General features: G+C 53.7%; 21 protein-coding genes. 8 read left to right on the forward strand and 13 right to left on the reverse strand.

Features of this window, described 5'->3' with window-relative positions; translation table 11 throughout:
* The gene (gene xanP / locus HVX64_RS00615) at window positions 1-1392 is read right to left on the reverse strand and encodes a xanthine/proton symporter XanP (RefSeq protein WP_042998645.1); all 1392 of its coding nucleotides are present in this window, start codon (window positions 1390-1392) and stop codon (window positions 1-3) included.
* Window positions 1393-1622: 230 nt separating this feature from the next.
* On the opposite strand from xanP, the gene gltS reads away from it, so the two are divergent.
* Window positions 1623-2828 (forward strand): sodium/glutamate symporter, encoded by a 1206-nt coding sequence (gltS, locus tag HVX64_RS00620; RefSeq protein ID WP_042998644.1) that lies wholly within the window; start codon window positions 1623-1625, stop codon window positions 2826-2828.
* 51 nt (window positions 2829-2879) lie between these two features.
* Here the strand turns inward: gltS and recG are convergent, their stop codons facing one another.
* The 5 genes from recG to gmk are packed head-to-tail and all read right to left on the reverse strand — an operon-like array spanning window position 2880 to window position 8742.
* Entirely contained in the window at window positions 2880-4961 is a 2082-nt protein-coding gene (recG, locus tag HVX64_RS00625; protein WP_044254388.1) for an ATP-dependent DNA helicase RecG, read from the reverse strand.
* Window positions 4962-4964: 3 nt separating this feature from the next.
* A complete protein-coding gene (trmH, locus tag HVX64_RS00630) occupies window positions 4965-5654 on the reverse strand; it encodes a tRNA (guanosine(18)-2'-O)-methyltransferase TrmH (RefSeq protein WP_181825210.1) in 690 nt (229 codons plus the stop codon).
* A 4-nt stretch (window positions 5655-5658) separates the two neighbouring features.
* The gene (spoT, locus tag HVX64_RS00635) at window positions 5659-7770 is read right to left on the reverse strand and encodes a bifunctional GTP diphosphokinase/guanosine-3',5'-bis pyrophosphate 3'-pyrophosphohydrolase (protein WP_044254385.1); all 2112 of its coding nucleotides are present in this window, start codon (window positions 7768-7770) and stop codon (window positions 5659-5661) included.
* A gap of 18 nt (window positions 7771-7788) precedes the next feature.
* Window positions 7789-8064 (reverse strand): DNA-directed RNA polymerase subunit omega, encoded by a 276-nt coding sequence (gene rpoZ, locus HVX64_RS00640; protein ID WP_000135058.1) that lies wholly within the window; start codon window positions 8062-8064, stop codon window positions 7789-7791.
* 54 nt (window positions 8065-8118) lie between these two features.
* Window positions 8119-8742, reverse strand: coding sequence for a guanylate kinase (gene gmk, locus HVX64_RS00645; protein ID WP_042998640.1), 624 nt, complete (start codon window positions 8740-8742; stop codon window positions 8119-8121).
* A 257-nt stretch (window positions 8743-8999) separates the two neighbouring features.
* Here gmk and ligB point away from each other — a divergent pair, with 257 nt between their 5' ends.
* Complete coding sequence (gene ligB, locus HVX64_RS00650; RefSeq protein ID WP_044254380.1) at window positions 9000-10685, forward strand: NAD-dependent DNA ligase LigB; 1686 nt, start codon at window positions 9000-9002, stop codon at window positions 10683-10685.
* On the opposite strand, the gene HVX64_RS00655 is transcribed toward ligB, so the two are convergent.
* Window positions 10682-11299, reverse strand: coding sequence for a trimeric intracellular cation channel family protein (locus HVX64_RS00655; protein ID WP_042998638.1), 618 nt, complete (start codon window positions 11297-11299; stop codon window positions 10682-10684). The genes ligB and HVX64_RS00655 overlap by 4 nt on opposite strands.
* 254 nt (window positions 11300-11553) lie before the next feature.
* Entirely contained in the window at window positions 11554-12417 is an 864-nt protein-coding gene (locus HVX64_RS00660) for a YicC/YloC family endoribonuclease (RefSeq protein WP_042998637.1), read from the reverse strand.
* A 124-nt stretch (window positions 12418-12541) separates the two neighbouring features.
* Between HVX64_RS00660 and rph the strand changes: the two genes are divergently transcribed.
* Together rph and pyrE are read left to right on the forward strand one after the other, a co-directional pair.
* Window positions 12542-13258, forward strand: coding sequence for a ribonuclease PH (gene rph / locus HVX64_RS00665; RefSeq protein ID WP_044254376.1), 717 nt, complete (start codon window positions 12542-12544; stop codon window positions 13256-13258).
* A gap of 78 nt (window positions 13259-13336) precedes the next feature.
* Window positions 13337-13978 carry an orotate phosphoribosyltransferase gene (gene pyrE, locus HVX64_RS00670; protein ID WP_042998635.1) on the forward strand — a complete coding sequence of 214 codons (642 nt, stop codon included), beginning with the start codon at window positions 13337-13339 and terminating at the stop codon, window positions 13976-13978.
* Window positions 13979-14017: 39 nt separating this feature from the next.
* Here pyrE and slmA read toward each other — a convergent pair whose 3' ends face one another.
* From slmA to coaBC, 3 genes are all read right to left on the reverse strand, one after another.
* Window positions 14018-14614: a nucleoid occlusion factor SlmA gene (gene slmA / locus HVX64_RS00675; RefSeq protein WP_042998634.1), complete on the reverse strand. Its 597-nt coding sequence runs from the start codon at window positions 14612-14614 to the stop codon at window positions 14018-14020.
* A 108-nt stretch (window positions 14615-14722) separates the two neighbouring features.
* Window positions 14723-15181 (reverse strand): dUTP diphosphatase, encoded by a 459-nt coding sequence (dut, locus tag HVX64_RS00680; RefSeq protein ID WP_042998633.1) that lies wholly within the window; start codon window positions 15179-15181, stop codon window positions 14723-14725.
* Complete coding sequence (gene coaBC / locus HVX64_RS00685) at window positions 15159-16379, reverse strand: bifunctional phosphopantothenoylcysteine decarboxylase/phosphopantothenate--cysteine ligase CoaBC (protein WP_104446880.1); 1221 nt, start codon at window positions 16377-16379, stop codon at window positions 15159-15161. Before coaBC ends, dut begins: the two co-directional genes overlap by 23 nt.
* 173 nt (window positions 16380-16552) lie before the next feature.
* Between coaBC and radC the strand changes: the two genes are divergently transcribed.
* From radC to mutM, 4 genes are all read left to right on the forward strand, one after another.
* Window positions 16553-17218, forward strand: coding sequence for a DNA repair protein RadC (radC, locus tag HVX64_RS00690; protein ID WP_042998631.1), 666 nt, complete (start codon window positions 16553-16555; stop codon window positions 17216-17218).
* Between the two features lie 266 nt (window positions 17219-17484).
* Window positions 17485-17721, forward strand: coding sequence for a 50S ribosomal protein L28 (gene rpmB / locus HVX64_RS00695; protein WP_002436699.1), 237 nt, complete (start codon window positions 17485-17487; stop codon window positions 17719-17721).
* A 20-nt stretch (window positions 17722-17741) separates the two neighbouring features.
* Window positions 17742-17909, forward strand: coding sequence for a 50S ribosomal protein L33 (gene rpmG, locus HVX64_RS00700; RefSeq protein WP_003024094.1), 168 nt, complete (start codon window positions 17742-17744; stop codon window positions 17907-17909).
* Window positions 17910-18007: 98 nt separating this feature from the next.
* The gene (mutM, locus tag HVX64_RS00705; RefSeq protein WP_044254369.1) at window positions 18008-18817 is read left to right on the forward strand and encodes a bifunctional DNA-formamidopyrimidine glycosylase/DNA-(apurinic or apyrimidinic site) lyase; all 810 of its coding nucleotides are present in this window, start codon (window positions 18008-18010) and stop codon (window positions 18815-18817) included.
* Between the two features lie 25 nt (window positions 18818-18842).
* Here mutM and coaD read toward each other — a convergent pair whose 3' ends face one another.
* A complete protein-coding gene (gene coaD, locus HVX64_RS00710; RefSeq protein WP_042998629.1) occupies window positions 18843-19322 on the reverse strand; it encodes a pantetheine-phosphate adenylyltransferase in 480 nt (159 codons plus the stop codon).
* Between the two features lie 8 nt (window positions 19323-19330).
* Window positions 19331-20608 (reverse strand): lipid IV(A) 3-deoxy-D-manno-octulosonic acid transferase, encoded by a 1278-nt coding sequence (gene waaA, locus HVX64_RS00715; RefSeq protein ID WP_044254366.1) that lies wholly within the window; start codon window positions 20606-20608, stop codon window positions 19331-19333.
* Window positions 20609-20883: the final 275 nt, after the last annotated feature.

Genomic DNA, 20883 nt, shown 5'->3' on the forward strand with positions numbered 1-20883 from the left:
TTACTGCTTTTCAGGCGGGAAAATCAGGTTCAGTACGATAGCGGTGATACCACCCGCAGCAATACCGGAAGAGAGCAGGTTTTTCACCCAGTCAGGTGCAAACTGGAGGATCAGCGGCTGCTGAGAGACGCCAAGACCGACAGCCAGTGACAGCGCAATAATCAAGATTGCGCGGCGGTTCAGGGGTTCGCGGGAAACAATGCGCACGCCAGAGGCCGCGATAGTCCCGAACATAACCAGCGTTGCCCCGCCGAGCACTGGCTCAGGGATATGCTGCACAAAGCCGCTCACCGCCGGGAACAAACCGAGCACGATCAGCATCAGCGCAACCACAAAGCCAACGTAGCGGCTGGCCACGCCGGTTAACTGAATGACCCCGTTGTTCTGTCCGAAACAGGAGTTTGGGAAAGTGTTAAAGACCGCAGAGACGAAGGAGTTCAGGCCGTTTGCCAGCACACCGCCCTTCAGACGCTTCATGTACAGCGGGCCAGAGACGGGCTGTTCGGAAACGTCGGACGTTGCGGTGATATCGCCGATGGTTTCCAGCGAGGTAATCATAAACACCAGCATCAACGGCAGCAGCAGATTCCAGTCAATGCCCAGCCCGTAGTACAACGGCGTCGGCACCATGATCAGATCCTGGGAGGCTGGCGCGTTGTTTTCCGGCAGCATGCCCATAAACCATGCCAGCGCATAGCCCGCCGCCATAGCGATAACCAGTGAAGCCACGCGCAGGTACGGGTTACGCTGGCGGTTGAGCAGAATAATCAGCAGCAGCACAACGCCTGCCAGCATCAGATTCTTGGGCGCTCCAAACGTGTTGTCGCTCATCGCGGCATAACCACCACCGATGGACGTCAGCCCCACCTGAATCAGCGACAGACCGATAATCATCACCACTACGCCCGAGACCAGCGGGGTGATGATACGACGCGCGAGATGCAGAATCCGGGAGAGCACCATCTCCGTGCAACTGGCCAGCATCAGGGTGCCAAACAGCGCCGCCATCATAGTGGGGACGTCTGCACCGCCGGTTTTCAGTGCGGTACCGCCCATAATCAGCGGTGCCACGAAGTTAAAACTGGTGCCCTGAATCGATAACAACCCTGAACCCACCGGACCCCAGGCTTTAATCTGAATAATGGAGGCCACGCCAGAGGCGAACAGCGACATACTGATAATGTGTTGCGTATCCTGAGCCGGTAACCCCAGCGCCTGACAGATGAGCAGCGCCGGCGTAATGACCGCAACGAACATCGCCAATAGATGCTGACAGGCGGCAAACAGGGTTTGCGGAAGCGGCGGGCGATCTTCAAGACGATAAATCAGTTCGCTGTTTTGAGTCTGCGCAACCGGTTGCGCATTTTCCGACTCGAGGGTGTTAACAGACATCAATGATAATCCCGTGATGACAAAGCGGGCATTTTATCTGACCAGATGGTAAAAGCAAACGTTTGCGAGTAGGTATTCTTAATATTTAAAATAGATGAAATCACATTTTTATATAACTTTTCCCTCTTTTCTGCTTAAAATCCATGCCGAATTACTACTAAAAGCTAAAAATATCCGCAGGAATAAGACATCAGTGCGTAACTGATTCAGACGTACTCAAGGAGCTTTGTATGTTTCAACTCGATACCTTATCAACCCTCGTTGCCGCAACGCTGACGTTGCTACTGGGGCGTAAACTGGTTCAGTCAGTCTCCTTCCTCAAGAAATATACGATTCCTGAACCCGTTGCTGGTGGGTTGCTGGTCGCATTGGCCCTGTTAGTACTGAAAAAGAGCATGGGCTGGGAAGTGAATTTCGATATGACGTTGCGCGATCCGCTGATGCTGGCGTTTTTCGCCACCATCGGTTTAAACGCCAACATCGCCAGCTTACGGGCGGGCGGTCGCGTGGTGGGAATTTTCCTGATCGTCGTCGTGGGGTTGCTGCTGATGCAAAATGCCATCGGCATTGGGATGGCCAGCCTGCTGGGACTTGATCCACTGATGGGGTTGATTGCTGGTTCGATCACGTTGTCTGGCGGCCACGGTACTGGTGCCGCCTGGAGCAAGCTGTTTATCGAACGCTACGGCTTTGCTAACGCGACGGAAGTGGCGATGGCGTGCGCCACCTTTGGTCTGGTTCTTGGTGGGCTGATCGGCGGGCCTGTGGCACGTTATCTGGTCAAACACTCCACCACGCCGGACGGTATTCCGGACGATCTGGAAGTGCCTACCGCCTTTGAAAAGCCGGACGTCGGGCGCATGATCACCTCGCTGGTACTGATCGAAACCATTGCGCTTATCGCCATCTGTCTCACCGTGGGTAAGATCGTTGCGCAATTGCTGGCGGGGACAGTGTTTGAGCTGCCCACGTTTGTCTGCGTGTTGTTTGTCGGCGTGATTGTCAGTAACGGCCTGGCGCTGGTAGGTTTTTATCGCGTTTTTGAGCGTGCAGTCTCTGTTCTCGGGAACGTCAGCCTGTCGCTGTTTCTGGCCATGGCGCTGATGAGCCTGAAGCTGTGGGAACTGGCTTCACTGGCGCTGCCGATGCTGGCAATCCTGGTGGTGCAGTCCATCTTTATGGCGCTGTACGCGATATTTGTCACCTGGCGAATGATGGGCAAAAACTACGATGCAGCTGTGTTGGCGGCGGGACACTGCGGCTTTGGTCTGGGGGCGACGCCAACCGCGATTGCCAATATGCAGGCGATTACCGAACGTTTTGGTCCATCCCATATGGCGTTTCTGGTGGTGCCGATGGTCGGCGCGTTTTTCATTGATATCGTCAACGCGCTGGTGATTAAATTGTATTTACTGTTGCCTATTTTTGCGCAATAACGAGAAGGTGCGGTGGTGATGAACCACCGCGCTTTTGCATCGCCATCAGGATCAGGCGTTAGAATAGCGTTCTGTTTCAGGCATCCAGCGTTCGATTAACGCTTTTGCCTCTTGTGGGTAACGTTCATGAATATGACGAGCAATACGCTGAACTTCCGGAATAATGGCTTGATCTCGCAGTAAATCCGCCACTTTGAATTCGGCATTCCCCGTCTGCCGCGTACCCAGCAATTCACCGGGTCCGCGAATTTCGAGATCTTTTTGCGCAATCACAAAGCCATCGCTGCTGTCGCGTAACACCTGCAGGCGTTTCTGGGCTGTTTTCGATAACGGCGACTTGTAGAGTAGTACGCAGTGTGAGGCCACCGCGCCACGGCCGACGCGTCCACGTAGCTGGTGTAACTGTGCTAAACCGAGACGTTCCGGGTTTTCGATGATCATCAGACTGGCATTGGGGACATCCACACCGACTTCAATCACCGTGGTGGCGACAAGCAGGTGCAGTTCGCCCTGTTTAAACGCCGCCATCACCGCCTGTTTTTCGGCAGGCTTCATGCGCCCGTGGACCAGCCCGACGTTTAGTTCTGGTAACGCGAGTTTTAACTCTTCCCATGTGGCTTCAGCGGCCTGCGCTTCTAACAAATCAGATTCTTCAATCAGCGTACAGACCCAGTAGGCCTGGCGACCTTCCTGCGTACAGGCGTTGCGCACGCGGTCAATAATATCGCTGCGACGCGTATCCGGAATGGCAACCGTTGTGACGGGAGTGCGTCCGGGGGGCAGTTCGTCAATGACGGAGGTATCGAGATCTGCGTAGGCGGTCATCGCCAGCGTCCGAGGAATAGGCGTAGCGGTCATGATCAACTGATGCGGATGGAAACCCTGTTGCTGGCCTTTTTCCCACAGTGCGAGGCGCTGATGCACGCCAAAACGATGCTGCTCGTCGATGATGACCAGCGCAAGACCGTTGAACTGCACCTGTTCCTGAAAGATCGCGTGCGTTCCTACCACCATTTGTACCTGTCCGCTGGCAATCGCATCTTGTTGCGCCAGACGCGCTTTGCCTTTCTGCTTGCCCGCCAGCCAGCCGACTTCGACACCCAGTGGAGCAAACCAGTTACGGAAGTTGTTGGCATGCTGCTCCGCCAGTAACTCGGTCGGGGCCATCAGCGCGACCTGTTTTCCATGCGCAATCGCTCGCAGAGCGGCGAGTGCGGCGACCAGCGTTTTACCGGAGCCGACATCACCCTGCACCAGACGCATCATGGGGATATCGAGCGCCATATCGTGCTCGATTTCCGCTACCACGCGGGCTTGCGCGCCAGTCGGCTTAAAGGGCAGTGAGGCTAACAGTTGATTTTTCAGCGTGTCGTTGGCGCTCAGTGGTTGAGCATGAAAACGCTGTGCGCCTGCACGGAGCGCCAGCATACTCAGGTTATGCGCCAGCAACTCTTCCAGAATCAGACGACGTTGCGCCGGGTGCTGCCCGGTTTCGAGATCGCTTAACTGGAGCGTCGGCGGTGGGCGATGCAGCGTGCGAAGCGCTTCAGGCAGACTGAGCATGCCCTGCAGCAATTCCGGCGGTAAGAGTTCGGCAATGGCGCAGGTATCCAGCAGATCCAGCGCCTGATCGGTGAGCTTGCGCAGTGTTGCCTGTTTCACCCCTTCGGTAGTGGGATAAACCGGGGTGAGGGTTTCCTGCAATGTTGGTGTACTGAGATCGCCCTGGACACGGTATTCCGGGTGGATCATCTCTGCACCGTACTTCCCGCGCTTCGCTTCGCCATAAGCCAGTACGCGTCGTCCGGTGGCGAGGCTGTTTTTCATCGCCGCGTTGAAGTTGAAAAAGCGCATTGTCAGGATGCCGGTACCGTCGCTGATCTGACAGGTCATCATCCGGCGACCCCCGAAAGTGATGTTACAGTTCAGCACTTCCCCTTCGACAGTGGCGTATACGCCGGGCAGCAGTTCGCCAATGGGATAGAGTTGGGTGCGGTCTTCATAACGCAGAGGGAGGTGTAACAGCAGATCCTGCACGGTGTGCAGACCAATTTTTGCCAGTTTGCTGCTCTGCGCTGCGCCAACGCCCGTTAGTGAACTGAGCGGGACAGCATCTAACAGGCGCCCACTCATGATTTACTTCGCCGCCTGCATGGTGGACCACCAGGCATCATCGGCTTCAATCGCACCTTGCTGATTGATATGCGGATAGGGCAGCCCTTTGCGTTTGGCGACTTTCGCCAGTACCGGATAGCCGCCTTCAAACAACAGGCGCTGCTGTTCGCCTTCCGGCAACATGCTGTTTTCGCGCAGATACATCCCGGCATTCTGCCGCTGGCGCTGCGCTTCATACAGAATCAGCGCTGAGGCAACGGAAACGTTAAGCGATTGAACCATGCCGATCATCGGGATGATGATATCCTGATCCGCCAGGTCCAGCGCTTCCTGGGTAATACCCGTTTTCTCCTGCCCCATCAGGATACAGGTCGGACGTGTGTAATCGATTTCGTGGAAATCGACGGCATTATCAGAGAGATGAGTTGCCAGAACCTGCATGCCCCGGCCTTTTAAATGCGTGACGGCATCGCCAATTGTGCGGTGGGTTTTCACCTGCACCCAACTGTTGCTGCCTGCCGCTGCTGAGGCCATGGTGCGCATACGACTGCCTGGCCAGACGGCGTGGACTTCGTGGACGCCGACGGCATCTGCAGTACGAATAATCGCAGAAACGTTATGAGGTTTGTGGACCTGCTCCATGCAAACGGTCAGGTCCGGCTGGCGCCTGGCGAGCATCTCACAAATACGTGCATAGCGCTGTAGGTTCATAAAACTAGTTTCGGTTACGGGTGACTTTTATCACGTCAGGCATCACGCGAATTTTGCGCATGATATTCGCCAGGTGAACACGGTCGCGCGCAGTAAGGCGAATAAAGGCGCTGTAGACGCGACCATCCTTCTCTTCAGTATTCAGGCTCTGAATATTAGAGGTGGTGGTGTTGATCGCCGCCGTCAGATTTGCCAGCGCACCCTGGTGGTTAAACATATCCACTTTGATTTCGGTGATGAATTCCTGCTCCGTCTCTTTGTCCCATTCCACCGCCATAAATTTCTCTGGCTCTTTCTGGTAACCACGGATGTTACGGCAGGATTCATGGTGAATGACCAGGCCTTTACCCGGACTGACGTGGGCAATGATCGGATCGCCCGGAATCGGACGACAGCATTTGGCAAAGGTAATCAGCACGCCATCTGCGCCTTTAATAGGCAAATGACCGTGGCCGGGCACAGCAGGTTGGATTGCGGAGGCATCGCCCTGCTGCAGGTTTTTCGCTACCACCACGCTCATGGCATTGCCGAGGCCGATTTCTGCCAGCAGATCGTCAAGCGTCGCAAGCTTCATCCGCTCAAGTTCACGCTGGATACTCTCTTGCGGGATTTCGGCCAGCTTACGACTGCCACCTAACGCATGGTTGAGCAGGCGACGTCCCAGACTGACAGAATCATCGCGCTTGAGGTTCTTCAGCAACTGGCGGATCTTGGCGCGGGCTTTTGAACTGACGACGAAGTTAAGCCATGCCGCGTTCGGACGAGCCCCCGGCGCGGTAATGATTTCGACCGTCTGACCGCTGGTCAGCGGCTGTGACAGCGGATAGGGCTGTCTGTCGACGCGTGCGCCGACGCAGGCATGACCGATATCGGTATGCACCGCATAAGCAAAGTCGACAGGAGTGGCACCGGCAGGCAGTTCGACAATGCGCCCTTCCGGTGTGAAAACGTAAATCTCATCCGGGAACAGATCGGATTTCACGCTCTCGATAAATTCAAACGAGCTACCTGCGCTTTGTTGCAGTTCCAGCAGACTTTGCATCCAGCGCTGGGCACGAATCTGCGCGGTAGTACTGGTTTCGCCGTGCTCTTTATAAGCCCAGTGCGCCGCGACCCCCATTTCGGCCATCTGGTCCATATCCTCTGTACGGATCTGGACTTCAACCGGAACTCCGTGCGGACCGATCATCGACGTGTGCAAAGACTGATAGCCGTTCGCTTTTGGAATGGCGATGTAGTCTTTTACCCGTCCAGGACGCGGTTTATAGAGGCTGTGCATCTGGCCGAGCACGCGATAGCAGGTGTCGGCGTCATGGACGATTACGCGGAACGCATAGATATCCATGATCGAATGGAAACGCTGCTCTTTAAGCACCATCTTGCAATAGATGGAATAGAGGTGCTTTTCACGACCACTCACACGACATGGAATTCCCGCTTCCTGCAGTCGTCCTTCGATTTCAGAGAGGATTTTTTGGATCATCTCTTTGCGGTTGCCGCGAGCGGCTTTAACCACCTCTTTAATCACGCGATAGCGGTTCGGGTACAGCGCCTCAAAACCCAGCTCTTCAAGCTCGGTTTTAATGTGATGAATACCTAAACGGTGCGCCAGCGGGCTATAGATCTCGAGGGTTTCACGGGCGATGCGGCGACGTTTGTCCGGGCGTAATGAGCCCAGCGTGCGCATGTTGTGGGTACGGTCGGCGAGTTTGATGAGAATGACGCGGATATCCTGCACCATCGCCATAATCATCTTGCGAAAGTTTTCGGCCTGCGCCTCTTTCTTATCGCGGAACTTGAGTTTATCAAGCTTCGACACCCCCTCTACCAGTTCAGCAACGCTTTTACCAAACAGCTGCTCCATGTCCTGGTAGGTGGCGGGAGTATCTTCGATCACGTCATGCAGCAGCGCAGCCATCAGTGTTTCATAGTCGAGTTTCATCTCGGCCAGAATACAGGCTACGGCAACAGGGTGCGTGATATAAGGTTCACCGCTTGAACGTGTCTGGCCCTCGTGAGCGTCACGTGCAACGAGATACGCCTGCCGAAGACGTTTGATTTGGTCTTCCGGCAGGTAGTGTTGAATCAGTTGATTCAGGCTTTCAAACAGATACAAGGGCGACCCGCTTTGTGATTAACGACGACCTTCAGCAATGGCGGTTACGGCTTGTAATTCAGCGGCTTCCTGCTCTTGCTGTTCCTGGCGCTCACGGACGTCGAGGATCTGGTTGTTGATCAGACCTTCTTCGATTTCGCGCAGCGCGATTACGGTAGTTTTATCGTTTTCTTCCGGTACGAGCGGATCCTTTCCGCCTACCTGCATCTGACGAGCGCGACGCGCGGCGACCAGTACCAGGTCAAAACGGTTACCAATTTTCTCTACAGCGTCCTGAACAGTTACGCGTGCCATACTTAAAATGCTCCACAGGTGAAGAAATGACTGGGCATGATACTGAAAGTGGGTTCAGTCTGCCAACAGTTTGCTGATTAAAGCGTCATGACGCTGCTTTTGGCGGCTCATGCGCAGACGTTCGGCGCGAATAATGGTTTTCAGATCGCCCAGGGCGGTGTCGAAGTCATCATTCACAATAAGATAATCATATTCGGCGTAATGGCTCATTTCTGCAACAGCTTGCGCCATACGTTTCGCAATCACCTCTTCGCTATCCTGTCCACGACCCCGCAAACGACGGTCCAGTTCCAGTTTAGACGGCGGCAAAATAAAGATACTGCGCGCATGCGGCATCTTCTTACGAATTTGTTGCGCGCCCTGCCAGTCGATATCGAGAAAGACATCTACCCCGGAAGCCAGCACTTGCTCAATGGCTTCACGCGAGGTGCCATAGTAATTGCCAAAAACTTCTGCGTGTTCCAGAAACGCGTCGTTGCCAATCATGGTTCTGAATTCGTCATGATCCACAAAGAAATAATGTTCGCCGTGAACTTCACCCGGGCGCGGAGCGCGCGTCGTGTGCGAAACAGAAACTTGGGTGTCGTACAACGGTTGGGTTTTTAACAAAGCCTGAATCAGGCTGGACTTACCCGCGCCACTGGGGGCAGAAACAATATAAAGCGTGCCTTGAGCCATGAGTATCTTACGTATGTGATTATCGAAAATGAACCTACATACGGGCTTATTATACACGTCACCGCTACGCGACGTAGTCTTTGTCACACTTTTTACGCCAGATTATTGCTTTTTGCGCGCCTGTTTCCTGATTTACGCAACATTCTCTGCAAATGAGCGGAATCACTGGAAGCCTGAACGCAATCTACACTTTTGTCGCTCGGCGCTGCCCACACAACGCGCTATATCTGCCTGGAAACGTACAGCGGAGAGTGGCGATGAAAGTGGGGACAGCGATATTGATGGGGTTGTGGTTATGGCAGGCGCAGTCCTGGGCGGTATGTCCGGTATGGTCGTCTGCGAGGGCTCACGAAGAGATCTCTCGTTTGCAACAGCAAATTGCGCAGTGGGATGACGCCTACTGGAAAGAGGGAGTGAGTGTGGTCGAAGACGGCGTCTACGATCAACTGCATGCACGACTGCTTCAGTGGCAGCACTGTTTTGCTGACGACTCTCCGCCCAGCCAGGCGTTGCCTTCACCGGGTGGTACGGTCCCTCATCCCGTCGCCCATACCGGGGTACAAAAGCTGCCTGACAAGCGAGCTGTGCAGCAATGGATGCGCGGGCACAACGATTTGTGGGTACAGCCGAAGGTTGATGGTGTGGCGGTTACGCTGAAATATCAACAGGGCAAACTGACGCAGGCGATCAGCCGTGGCGATGGTCTGAAGGGCGAAGACTGGACGCAAAAAGTACAGCTGATGCCAGCCGTGCCGCAAACCGTGGCGGGGGCGCTGACAAACAGCGTGTTACAGGGTGAGATCTTTCTGCGACGGGAAGGGCATATCCAGCAAAAAATGGGCGGGATGAATGCCCGTTCGAAGGTGGCGGGTCTGCTGATGCGCAAGACCAGCGTAAGCGACTTATCATCACTGGGGATTTTTATCTGGGCCTGGCCTGATGGCCCGCAGACAATGTCCGAAAGAGTCTACCAGTTGAGTGCAGCGGGTTTTACACTAGCGAAGACATTCACGCTGCCAGTTGACAACGTTGAGGCCGTGGAGCGGGCGCGTACGCACTGGTGGACGTCCGCTTTACCCTTCGTTACCGATGGGGTCGTTGTGCGAATGGACAAGGAACCTGCGTCCCACCAGTGGTTACCAGGGCAAGGGAGTTGGCTGGTTGCCTGGAAATACCCACCCGTTGCGCAGGTGGCGGAGGTCACCGCGATTCAATTTATGGTCGGCAAAAGCGGAAAAATCGCCGTTGTAGCAACACTTGCCCCCGTCATGCTGGATGATAAACGGGTACAACGGGTGAATATCGGTTCTGTAAATCGCTGGAAAGAGTGGGATATCGCCCCTGGCGATCAAATCCTGGTGAGCCTTGCCGGACAGGGGATCCCACGTATTGACGATGTCGTCTGGCGGAGTTCAGACCGGGTTAAACCGATACCTCCTGATAATCGCTTCAATTCATTGACTTGCTTTTTTGCTTCCGCATCGTGTCAGGAACAGTTTATCTCCCGCCTGGTCTGGTTGGGCTCTGGCGCTGTTTTAAAGCTGGACGGTGTGGGTGAGGCGGGCTGGCGGGCGCTTCATCAGCAGCATCACTTTGAACATATCTTTTCATGGCTGGCTTTAACTCAGGAGCAGATTCAGCACACGCCGGGATTTGCGAAAGCAAAAGGTGAGCAGGTATGGCATCAGTTTAATTTGGTTAGAAAACAGCCTTTTATTCGCTGGATACAAGCGTTAGGCATCCCGTTACCACTGGTGGCGCTCAATGCCAGTGGCGATCGTTCATGGCGGCAGTTGTCAGGGCGAACTGAATTGTACTGGCAACAACTTCCGGCAGTCGGCCCGCGTCGCGCACGTCAGGTGATGACATGGCTGGACAACGCGGAGGTCAAACAGCTGAGCCACTGGTTGGCAGCTCAGCAGATTGAGAGCTTCATTCCTTAGTGGCTTTCGTGGTGGTAGTAAAACACCGGCAAACCCAGTTTAAGGCGCAGCGCCAGAAGCCGGGCGACAAAGCCAAACATCAGGGTTGAGATAACCACGATATCCTGACTGGAAACATAGTGTTGCAGGACGATATACAGCACGGCAGAGGCGAATGAAACCCCGGCGTACAGCTCTTTCTGAAAAACGAGCGGAATACGTTTACAGAACATATCGCGCAGCACTCCACCGAAGACGCCGGTGGTGACTGCTGCAACGACGGCAATGATTGGCCCATGCCCCATATCCAGGGCCACCTGGGCGCCGATAATGGAAAAAACCACCAGGCCTAAGGCATCCAGTACCAGGAACACCTTGCGCAGGTAGGGCATGACGGGAGCCACAATAGTCGTCAGGACTGCCGCTGTGGCGACAATAATCACGTATTCGGGATGTTTAACCCAGCCCAGAGGATAGTGGCCGAGCAGAATATCGCGGACAGAGCCACCGCCGATGGCTGTTGCGGTGGCAATAATAATGACGCCGAATGTATCCATCCGACGACGACCCGCCGCCAGCGCGCCGGTCATGGCTTCGGCAGTGATTCCTATCAGGTACAAAACGTGTAACAGCATGACTCCCCCCAGTATTTTGGGGACAAAGAGTAACGATTTGTGCTCGTCGTCACGATTGAGATTTTCTAAGGTGAGTGATTTTTAATAACTTCAGGTAATGTGAAATTGATGTTCTTCTGAAGTAGTGCGTGATATGAGAATTTTTTTGTCGGTAAAATGGATGAGAAAAACTAAACTGAAGATGTCCACAATTTAGCGTGAGTCGTGAAAAGCGTAGCACCGCCATTGGCTGACGGGCTACGCGGAAAGACACCTTACTCGATGTTCTGGATTTGCTCGCGCATTTGCTCGATTAAAACTTTCAGTTCGATGGCGGAATTGGTCACTTCCGCATTAATGGATTTTGACGCCAGCGTATTCGATTCACGATTGAATTCTTGCATCATGAAGTCCAGACGGCGGCCTACTGCCTCTTTTTTCTTCAGGATGTTGTAGGTTTCTTTAACGTGGGCGTCCAGGCGATCCAGTTCTTCTGCCACATCAATGCGCTGTGCCATCAGGACCAGTTCTTGTTCCAGACGGTTATTTTCCAGTTGGACCTGAGCGTCTTCAAGCTTAGCGACCAGACGCTCGCGCTGCCATTGTAGAATTTCTGGCATATGGGCGCGGACCTTAACAACTTCAGCGCTGACGCCTTCCAGACGTTGTTCGATCAGCGTTTTCAGTGCCTGACCTTCCGTTTCGCGGGCAACGATGAAATCGTCGAGCGTGCCGTCGAGTGCGGTCAGGATTTCTGCAGCAATGGCGTCCAGATCCTGCTCCTGTGCTGCCATAACACCGGGCCAGCGCAGGATATCGACCGGATTGATTTCCCCTTCATCACTCTGCATTTTGACCCAGTTAGCTGCATTCACGAGTTGTTTTGCGAGCTTTTCATTCAGGATGAGCTCGCCCTGCGCGCTGGCATCGGGTTCAAAGCGCAGCATGCATTCGACTTTACCGCGCGTCAGGCGCGTACGAATGCGTTCACGAACAACAGGCTCAAGGCTACGGAACTGTTCCGGCAGACGAAAGTAAGTTTCCAGATAACGCTGGTTTACCGAGCGCATTTCCCAGGTGGCGCTACCCCATTCACCCTTGATTTCACGCCGGGCGTAGGCGGTCATACTGCGGATCATAGACGTTCCTGTTTTTAAAGGAGAGATGGGAGGATTATAGCCATCCCGGCCTTGTCAGGATAGGAATAACCGCCGGAAGTCCGTATAATGCGCAGCCACATTCGTTTAAGCCGGAGATCTCAATATGCGTCCAGCAGGCCGTAGCGCTAATCAGGTGCGTCCCGTAATCCTGACCCGTAACTATACAAAACACGCTGAAGGCTCGGTGCTGGTCGAATTTGGAGATACCAAAGTGCTGTGCACGGCCTCGATTGAAGAAGGCGTACCGCGTTTTCTGAAAGGTCAGGGCCAGGGCTGGATCACCGCTGAATATGGCATGTTGCCGCGTGCAACACATACCCGTAACGCGCGTGAAGCCGCAAAAGGCAAGCAGGGCGGCCGTACTATGGAAATTCAGCGTCTGATCGCCCGTGCGCTGCGCGCTGCAGTCGATCTCAAAACGTTGGGTGAATTTACTATCACCCTGGACTGCGATGTGATCCAGGCCGATGGCGGCACGCGTACCGCTTCCATTACCGGTGCCTGTGTGGCGCTGGCAGATGCGCTGAACAAACTGGTGGCCAGCGGTAAGCTGAAAACTAATCCGATGAAAGGGATGGTTGCTGCGGTATCCGTGGGGATCGTTAACGGCGAAGCGCTCTGCGATCTGGAGTACGTTGAAGACTCAGCGGCGGAAACCGATATGAACGTGGTGATGACCGAAGATGGACGAATCATTGAGGTGCAGGGGACGGCAGAAGGTGAGCCGTTCAGCCATGAAGAACTTCTCACCTTGCTGGCACTGGCCCGAGGGGGAATCGAATCCATTGTTGCGACGCAGAAGGCGGCGCTAGAGAATTGATTTTAAGGCGACCAATGAGTCGCCTTTTTTTTGTCCGTAGATTTTGTCAATGATGAAAGTGAAATGAGGAGCGAATCCATGAAACCCTATCAACGCCAGTTTATTGAGTTTGCGCTTAACAAACAGGTACTCAAGTTTGGCGAGTTCACGCTGAAATCCGGGCGCAAGAGCCCCTATTTCTTCAACGCCGGCCTGTTTAATACCGGGCGCGATCTGGCACTGTTAGGCCGTTTTTACGCTGAAGCATTAGTGGATTCTGGCATTGAATTTGATCTGCTTTTTGGCCCGGCTTACAAAGGCATTCCCATTGCGACGACCACGGCGGTCGCGCTGGCGGAACATCATGACAAAGACCTGCCGTACTGCTTTAACCGCAAAGAAGCCAAAGATCACGGAGAAGGTGGCAATCTGGTTGGCAGCGCATTACAAGGCCGCGTGATGCTGGTAGATGATGTGATCACCGCTGGTACGGCCATCCGGGAATCGATGGAAATCATCCAGGCCAATGGTGCAACGCTGGCTGGTGTGCTGATCTCTTTGGATCGTCAGGAACGCGGACGTGGCGAGATTTCTGCCATTCAGGAAGTCGAGCGCGATTATGGCTGTAAGGTGATTTCCATCATCACCCTGAAAGACCTGATTGCCTATCTGGAAGAGAAGCCGGAAATGGCAGAGCATCTGGCAGCGGTGCGGGCGTATCGGGAAGCGTTCGGCGTTTAACGTGAGTGGCCGGATAACGCGTGCGCTATCCGGCAAACATTACTGCAGTTGCGCGGCGAGCAGTGGCCAGCGGGCGTCAAAATCATCCGTAGGACGGTATTTGAATTCGCTACGCACAAAGCGCGACAGCATACCTTCGCAGAAGGCGAGCAGTTGACTTGCCAGTAACGTTTCATCCGTCACGTACCCTTCACCTTCACGCATCCGCTTTTCCCGCAATACCTGGCGCAGTTGTGCTTCAATGCGTTCGAACAGTTGGTTGATACGTCCTTGCAGGCGATCTTGTTCAAACATCAACGCATGTCCAGTCAGGATGCGCGTCAGGCCAGGATTGCGTTCGCCGAAACCCAGAATCAATAACACAATCAGGCGCACACGCGCGTGAGTATCTTTTTCATCTTTCAAAATCAAATTGATACGGGTGATCAGGCTGTCTTCGATAAACTCTATCAGGCTATCGAACATGCGGGTCTTGCTGGGAAAGTGGCGATACAATGCCGCTTCGGAAACGCCGACAGAAGCCGCCAGTTTTGCTGTTGTGATGCGCTGGCTTCCATCACTGGATTCCAGCATCAGCGCCAGAGACTGAAGTATTTCTTCGCGACGATTCCTTTTCGCAGTTTGTTTTTCTGCCATGTTACAAAATACCCCTGAAAATAAGCACTTGCAGGCGAGCATCCACACTATGACCGCAAACCCAGGGCTTGCGGTGATGTTATGACGTTATCGGGATGCGTAACTTTCTTACTTACGACCGGAATGGCCGAAACCGCCTTCACCACGGTGGGTGGCATCAAACTCTTCCACCAGATTAAATTCGGCCTGCACGACTGGCACAAAGACCATCTGTGCGATACGTTCGCCCGGCTCAATGGTAAAACTGTCCTGACCACGGTTCCAGACGGACACCATTAGCTGCCCCTGATAGTCAGAATCAATCAACCCCACCAGGTTGCCCAGCACGATACCATGCTTATGGCCCAGACCCGAACGCGGCAGGATGACGGCAGCCAGAGACGGATCGGCGATGTGAATAGCCAGCCCGGTTGGCAGCAGCGTGGTTGCGCCCGGCGCCAGTTCTACGGCGTCATCGAGACAAGCCCGCAGGTCAAGTCCGGCGGAGCCGGAGGTGGCATACGTCGGCAGCGGGAATTGCTTGCCGACACGCGGATCCAGAATCTTAACGTCGATTTTTTTCATCATAACGGGTCACGATCTCGTCGAGTAATAATTGGCCCAGGAGTGCTTTGCGCTCAAGCGGTAAGACTTTATCTCCATCCTGCCAGAAAAGGTGTAAAGCGTTGCTGTCGCTATTAAACCCTTGAGTTGAAAGCGAAACATCGTTTGCACAGATCAAATCAAGGTTTTTACGGATACGTTTTTGCCGGGCATATTCTTCCACATTATTCGTTTCCGCGGCAAACCCAACGACATAGGGGCGATGGTCTTTACGTGCGGCAACTCCGGCGATGATGTCTGGGTTCTTGACCATTTTTATTGTTAATTCATCACCTTGTGTTGCCTGTTTCTTAATTTTTTCCGGGGCGACAATCGCGGCGCGATAGTCTGCTACGGCAGCGCAGCCGATAAAAATATGTTGCTGTTGGACGGCGGATTGCACCGCCGCTTCCATTTCCAGAGCGGTCATCACATCAACACGCTGTACAAAAGGCGGCGTGGGTAATGATACCGGGCCGGCGACCAGCGTAACGTTCGCCCCGCGACGGGCTGCGGCGGCGGCGATGGCAAACCCCATTTTGCCGGAGCTGTGGTTGGAAATGTAGCGCACCGGATCGAGCGGTTCGCGCGTCGGGCCCGCGGTAATCATGATGTTAAGATGTTGCAGATCGTTGACAGGGGCGAAATGTGCCGCGGCCATATCGACAATCGTTAAAGGATCCAGCATACGGCCCGGCCCTACATCACCGCATGCCTGGCTGCCGCTGTCTGGTCCCCAGATGAGCAACCCACGAGAAGCCAGAACGCCCAGATTATGCTGCGTTGCCGCAGCCCGGTACATCTGCTGGTTCATTGCCGGTAAAACAGCAACGGGCGCAGGGGTAGCCAGACAAATCGTAGACACCAGATCGTTTGCCATGCCGGCTGCGACACGCGCGATAAGGTCTGCGGTGGCCGGGGCGAGAATCACCAGGTCGGCCCATTTCCCCAACTCAATATGGCCCATTGCGGCTTCTGCCGCGGGATCCAGCAGACTGTCAGAAACGGGATACCCGGAAACCGCCTGTAAGCTGAGTGGGGTAATAAAGGCTTTAGCCGCCTCGGTCATTGCCACACGGACATCAGCGCCGCGTTCGCGCAGACGACGCACCAGTTCAGGGGTTTTGTAGGCAGCAATGCCGCCGCTGACGCCGAGAACGATTTTTTTACCGGCCAGGCTCATCATGATCATTCCTGTTGGATTACACCAGAAGGCGGATATTTTATCACAATCCGTAAACTGTCGTGCGTTCACCCATGAATCACTTTGCGAGGCGCTACGCAGGAGTGAAAATTGTACGTCGATTCCCCCTACGGGCCGTGCCACCATGCATGCTGGCATGAGGAGGTGTGGGGATGGAAACTGCTGAATATGTGCTGCCGAGGGAAAAACTGTTGGCGCTTGGGGTCGATACGCTGACGGATGACGAACTACTGGCGCTCTTCTTACGGACCGGAACGCCCGGGAAAGATGTCTTTGCACTGGCAAAAGAGATCCTGGAACATTTTGGCTCTCTTTATAGCTTGTTGACGGCGGACTACTCTCAATTCAGCGCGGTGACAGGGATTGGCGTAGCAAAGTATGCGCAGCTTAAAGGCATCGCGGAACTGGCCAGGCGCTTTTATGAAGTGCAAATAAAAGGTACGAACCCATTACTCAGCCCGGTGTTAACACGGGATTTTTTGCAGAGCCAATTAGCGGGGGAGGCGCGGGAAGTTTTCATGGTGGTTTTTCTCGATTCTCAACACCATGTCATTAAACATAGCCGCCTTTTCTCTGGCACACTCACCCATGTTGAGATCCATCCGCGTGAAATTATTCGTGAAGCGATAAAAATCAATGCATCTGCGGTGATCCTTGCCCATAATCATCCGTCGGGGTGTGCAGAGCCGAGCAAAGCGGATAAACTTATCACCGAGCGTGTCGTAAAATGCTGTCAGTTCATGGATATCCGTGTGCTTGATCACCTTGTCATTGGACGCGGAGAGTACGTTTCGTTTGCGGAACGAGGTTGGATTTGACGCACTTTGCGCGATCCATCGGGATCTTTGTCTGTTCGGGACTTGAGCACATCGCTGACTCAGCGTATACTACGCCACCTTTGAGAATCTCGGGTTTGGCATTTGGGCCTGGCAATCGAGTGTTCACTTAGACACCCAATCATTCACGTTGCGTTAAGGCAGCTTGAAGGGTGAGGTGTAGAACCGCGATGACCGGGCTGTAAAGCCTGACGAGGCGCCGATACCCCATACGAAGCTCGAGCTAATTTGATTTTTGGAGAATAGACATGTCCCGAGTCTGCCAAGTTACTGGCAAGCGTCCGGTGACCGGTAACAACCGTTCCCACGCACTGAACGCGACTAAACGCCGTTTCCTGCCTAACCTGCACTCTCACCGTTTCTGGGTTGAGAGCGAAAAGCGTTTTGTCACCCTGCGTGTATCTGCTAAAGGTATGCGTGTAATTGATAAGAAAGGCATCGATACAGTTCTGTCTGAACTGCGTGCCCGTGGCGAAAAGTACTAAGTACTAAGAGGAAATAAATCATGGCTAAAGGTATTCGTGAGAAGATCAAGCTGGTTTCTTCTGCTGGTACTGGTCACTTCTATACCACCACGAAGAACAAACGTACTAAGCCGGAAAAACTGGAACTGAAAAAATTCGATCCAGTTGTCCGTCAGCACGTTCTCTACAAAGAAGCGAAAATTAAGTAAGTCTCGCTTTGCTGTAATGAAAAACCTCGCTTCGGCGGGGTTTTTTGTTTTCTGGCCATCCCCATATTAGTGAGACCTGATACACAGCCGGAGACGTTATGCCTGAATTACCTGAAGTCGAAACCAGCCGCCGCGGTATTGAACCGCATCTGGTCGGGGCAACCATTCTGCATGCCAATGTGCGTAATGGACGTCTGCGTTGGCCGGTATCAGAAGAGATCTACCGTCTGAGCGACAAACCGGTGCTCAGCGTTCAGCGCCGTGCGAAATACCTTCTGCTGGAGCTACCCGATGGCTGGATCATCATTCACCTGGGGATGTCAGGCAGTCTACGTATCCTTCCTGAAGAACTGCCGGCAGAAAAACATGACCATGTCGATTTAGTGATGAGTAACGGTAAAGTCCTGCGCTACACCGATCCCCGTCGCTTTGGTGCCTGGCTGTGGACGAAAGAACTGGAAGGGCACAACGTACTGGCGCATCTCGGTCCTGAACCGCTAAGCGATACTTTCAACGGCGAATACCTGCAACAGAAATGTGCGAAGAAGAAAACGGCGATTAAACCCTGGTTGATGGATAATAAGCTGGTCGTGGGGGTCGGAAATATCTACGCCAGTGAATCTCTGTTTGCTGCGGGTATTCATCCTGACCGTCTGGCGTCGTCATTGTCGCCGGCTGAATATGAACTGCTGGTGCGCGTGATTAAGGCCGTCCTGCTGCGTTCAATAGAACAGGGGGGAACGACGCTGAAAGATTTTCTGCAAAGCGATGGTAAACCGGGCTATTTTGCTCAAGAGTTGCAGGTCTATGGCCGTAAAGGTGAGCCATGCAGAGTGTGCGGAACGCCGATCGTAGCATCGAAACACGTGCAGCGTGCGACGTTCTATTGCCGTCAGTGCCAGAAGTAAGACGGGGCGTCCCGGATGCGGGGCGCTATTTGAGCTTTGCCAACAGCGCCTGATGAATATTCTCGGGCAGGAAGTGGGTGACATCACCCTGATGGCGGGCCACTTCTTTCACCAGTGACGATGAGATGAAGGACCACTCTTTAGAAGGCATCAGAAAGACGCTTTCCAGCTCTGGCATCAAATGCCGATTCATGTGGGCCAACTGCATTTCGTATTCAAAATCCGCGACGGCGCGCAATCCACGAATCAGGATGTTGGCCTGTTGCTCACGCGCAAAGTTGGCCATCAGATCGCTAAAACCTAGCACTTCAACGCCAGACAGATGGGCAGTGGCCTGCTGAGCCAGCGCGACACGTTCTTCAAGGCTGAACATCGGTTTTTTACCGGGACTTGCCGCAATCGCCAGAATGACATGATCAAACATCTGCGTAGCACGCGTGATGATATCGATATGGCCGTTCGTCAACGGATCAAAAGTACCTGGATAAATCGCCCGTTTTTGCATAACAGCCCTCAATGCGTTTTCGGTGGCAGATAAGGTTCCAGCAGCTGTAGCAGGCGCTGTAACGCCCCCTGGTTTTGATAGAGAACTTCAACTGCGTGACGACCATAGAAATTACGATAATCGGCATCGGTCAGTAAAGAGGAAACCTCTTTGGCAAGACTTGTGGCGTCCGTGACGGTAATCAAACCGCTGGCCTGCTCCAGACGGGCGCAAATATCTTTGAAATTGAAGGTATGAGGTCCCATTAGCACCGGAATCGCGTGTGCCGCGGCTTCCAGCGGGTTATGTCCGCCACGTTCAACCAGTGAGCCTCCGACAAATGCCAGATCCGCAATTCCGTAAAGCAGCATCAGTTCACCCATCGTATCACCTACAACGACCTGGGTACTGGCCGAGGGGACTTCGCCGGAGGAACGTGTGTTATAGCTTAGCCCGGCTTCACGCACGAGGTTAATCGCATCCGGGAAGCGTTCCGGATGACGCGGGACCAGAATCAACAGCAGGTTGGGGAACTGGTGTAACAATGCCTGATGCGCGGCGATGATAATACTCTCTTCACCATCATGAGTACTGGTTGCGATCCACACCGGGCGATGCGGCGCCCACTGGCGACGCAGCGTAACAGCTTTTGCGGCAAGCTGTGGCGTCACGGAAATATCGAACTTCAGACTGCCGGTGACGGTCACCTGATTGTTCTTCGCGCCCAGCGTCACAAAGCGCTGACCATCCTCTTCATTTTGCGCTGCAATTAGCGTAATACGACGAAGGATTCGGCGGATAAATTTCCCCAACTTCGCGTAACCGTCAGCGGAGCGGGCAGAAAGACGCGCATTGGCGATGACCAGTGGAATATGGCGTTTATGCAGCGCGGCAATCAGGTTCGGCCATAGCTCCGTTTCCATAATCAGCACCAGCTTAGGATCAACCTTGTTCAGGAAGCGACCCAGCGCATCGGGTAAATCGTAAGGCAGGTAGACGTGCTGAACATCGCTACCGAAGGCTGACTGGACACGCTCGGAGCCGGTTGGCGTCATCGTGGTGACCGTGATCGGTAGATCGGGGTAGCGATGTCGCAGGGCGCGAACCAAAGGAATGGCTGCCAGTGTTTCGCCGACAGAGACGGAATGGAGCATAATCCCGCCCGGTTTCAGGGGGCGACGGTAAAAACCGTAGCGTTCACCCCAGCGTTTACGGTAGGCCGGGGCCTTACGTCCGCGCACCCAAAGCCGTATCCAGATCAAAGGCTGAATAAGGTAGAGAAGGGCGGTGTAAAGCAATTCGAGCATAGTAAATAGCTGACTTATGGATGTGCTGGGGATTCTATGTATTTAGCCAGGGCTTTACCATTACTTTTCCTGTTTTTGACTTAAATAGCTTTAAGTCCGACTTATTCCGCCAGCCCGGCTCATCTTTTTTGAATTTTTATGCCATTTATTGATTTTTACTGCTATTGCCGTTGTTAACCGAGCCAATCGGTGACGAAAAAAACGATGCTCAGATTAATATCGATTTGATTTAAAAAAGAAAAACACCCACTTTGCGGTTAATTTATTCGAGTCGG

This window comes from Citrobacter sp. RHB20-C16, assembly GCF_013890155.1.
Taxonomy (GTDB): Bacteria; Pseudomonadota; Gammaproteobacteria; order Enterobacterales; family Enterobacteriaceae; genus Citrobacter_A; species Citrobacter_A amalonaticus.

What these genes read in the sequence shown, in the direction of transcription:
- xanP (WP_042998645.1), bottom strand. Translation starts at nt 1,392, where the DNA reads ATGTCTGTTAACACCCTCGAGTCGGAAAATGCGCAACCGGTTGCGCAG.
- gltS (WP_042998644.1), top strand. Translation starts at nt 1,623, where the DNA reads ATGTTTCAACTCGATACCTTATCAACCCTCGTTGCCGCAACGCTGACG.
- recG (WP_044254388.1), bottom strand. Translation starts at nt 4,961, where the DNA reads ATGAGTGGGCGCCTGTTAGATGCTGTCCCGCTCAGTTCACTAACGGGC.
- trmH (WP_181825210.1), bottom strand. Translation starts at nt 5,654, where the DNA reads ATGAACCTACAGCGCTATGCACGTATTTGTGAGATGCTCGCCAGGCGC.
- rpoZ (WP_000135058.1), bottom strand. Translation starts at nt 8,064, where the DNA reads ATGGCACGCGTAACTGTTCAGGACGCTGTAGAGAAAATTGGTAACCGT.
- gmk (WP_042998640.1), bottom strand. Translation starts at nt 8,742, where the DNA reads ATGGCTCAAGGCACGCTTTATATTGTTTCTGCCCCCAGTGGCGCGGGT.
- ligB (WP_044254380.1), top strand. Translation starts at nt 9,000, where the DNA reads ATGAAAGTGGGGACAGCGATATTGATGGGGTTGTGGTTATGGCAGGCG.
- HVX64_RS00655 (WP_042998638.1), bottom strand. Translation starts at nt 11,299, where the DNA reads ATGCTGTTACACGTTTTGTACCTGATAGGAATCACTGCCGAAGCCATG.
- HVX64_RS00660 (WP_042998637.1), bottom strand. Translation starts at nt 12,417, where the DNA reads ATGATCCGCAGTATGACCGCCTACGCCCGGCGTGAAATCAAGGGTGAA.
- rph (WP_044254376.1), top strand. Translation starts at nt 12,542, where the DNA reads ATGCGTCCAGCAGGCCGTAGCGCTAATCAGGTGCGTCCCGTAATCCTG.
- pyrE (WP_042998635.1), top strand. Translation starts at nt 13,337, where the DNA reads ATGAAACCCTATCAACGCCAGTTTATTGAGTTTGCGCTTAACAAACAG.
- slmA (WP_042998634.1), bottom strand. Translation starts at nt 14,614, where the DNA reads ATGGCAGAAAAACAAACTGCGAAAAGGAATCGTCGCGAAGAAATACTT.
- dut (WP_042998633.1), bottom strand. Translation starts at nt 15,181, where the DNA reads ATGATGAAAAAAATCGACGTTAAGATTCTGGATCCGCGTGTCGGCAAG.
- coaBC (WP_104446880.1), bottom strand. Translation starts at nt 16,379, where the DNA reads ATGAGCCTGGCCGGTAAAAAAATCGTTCTCGGCGTCAGCGGCGGCATT.
- radC (WP_042998631.1), top strand. Translation starts at nt 16,553, where the DNA reads ATGGAAACTGCTGAATATGTGCTGCCGAGGGAAAAACTGTTGGCGCTT.
- rpmB (WP_002436699.1), top strand. Translation starts at nt 17,485, where the DNA reads ATGTCCCGAGTCTGCCAAGTTACTGGCAAGCGTCCGGTGACCGGTAAC.
- rpmG (WP_003024094.1), top strand. Translation starts at nt 17,742, where the DNA reads ATGGCTAAAGGTATTCGTGAGAAGATCAAGCTGGTTTCTTCTGCTGGT.
- mutM (WP_044254369.1), top strand. Translation starts at nt 18,008, where the DNA reads ATGCCTGAATTACCTGAAGTCGAAACCAGCCGCCGCGGTATTGAACCG.
- coaD (WP_042998629.1), bottom strand. Translation starts at nt 19,322, where the DNA reads ATGCAAAAACGGGCGATTTATCCAGGTACTTTTGATCCGTTGACGAAC.
- waaA (WP_044254366.1), bottom strand. Translation starts at nt 20,608, where the DNA reads ATGCTCGAATTGCTTTACACCGCCCTTCTCTACCTTATTCAGCCTTTG.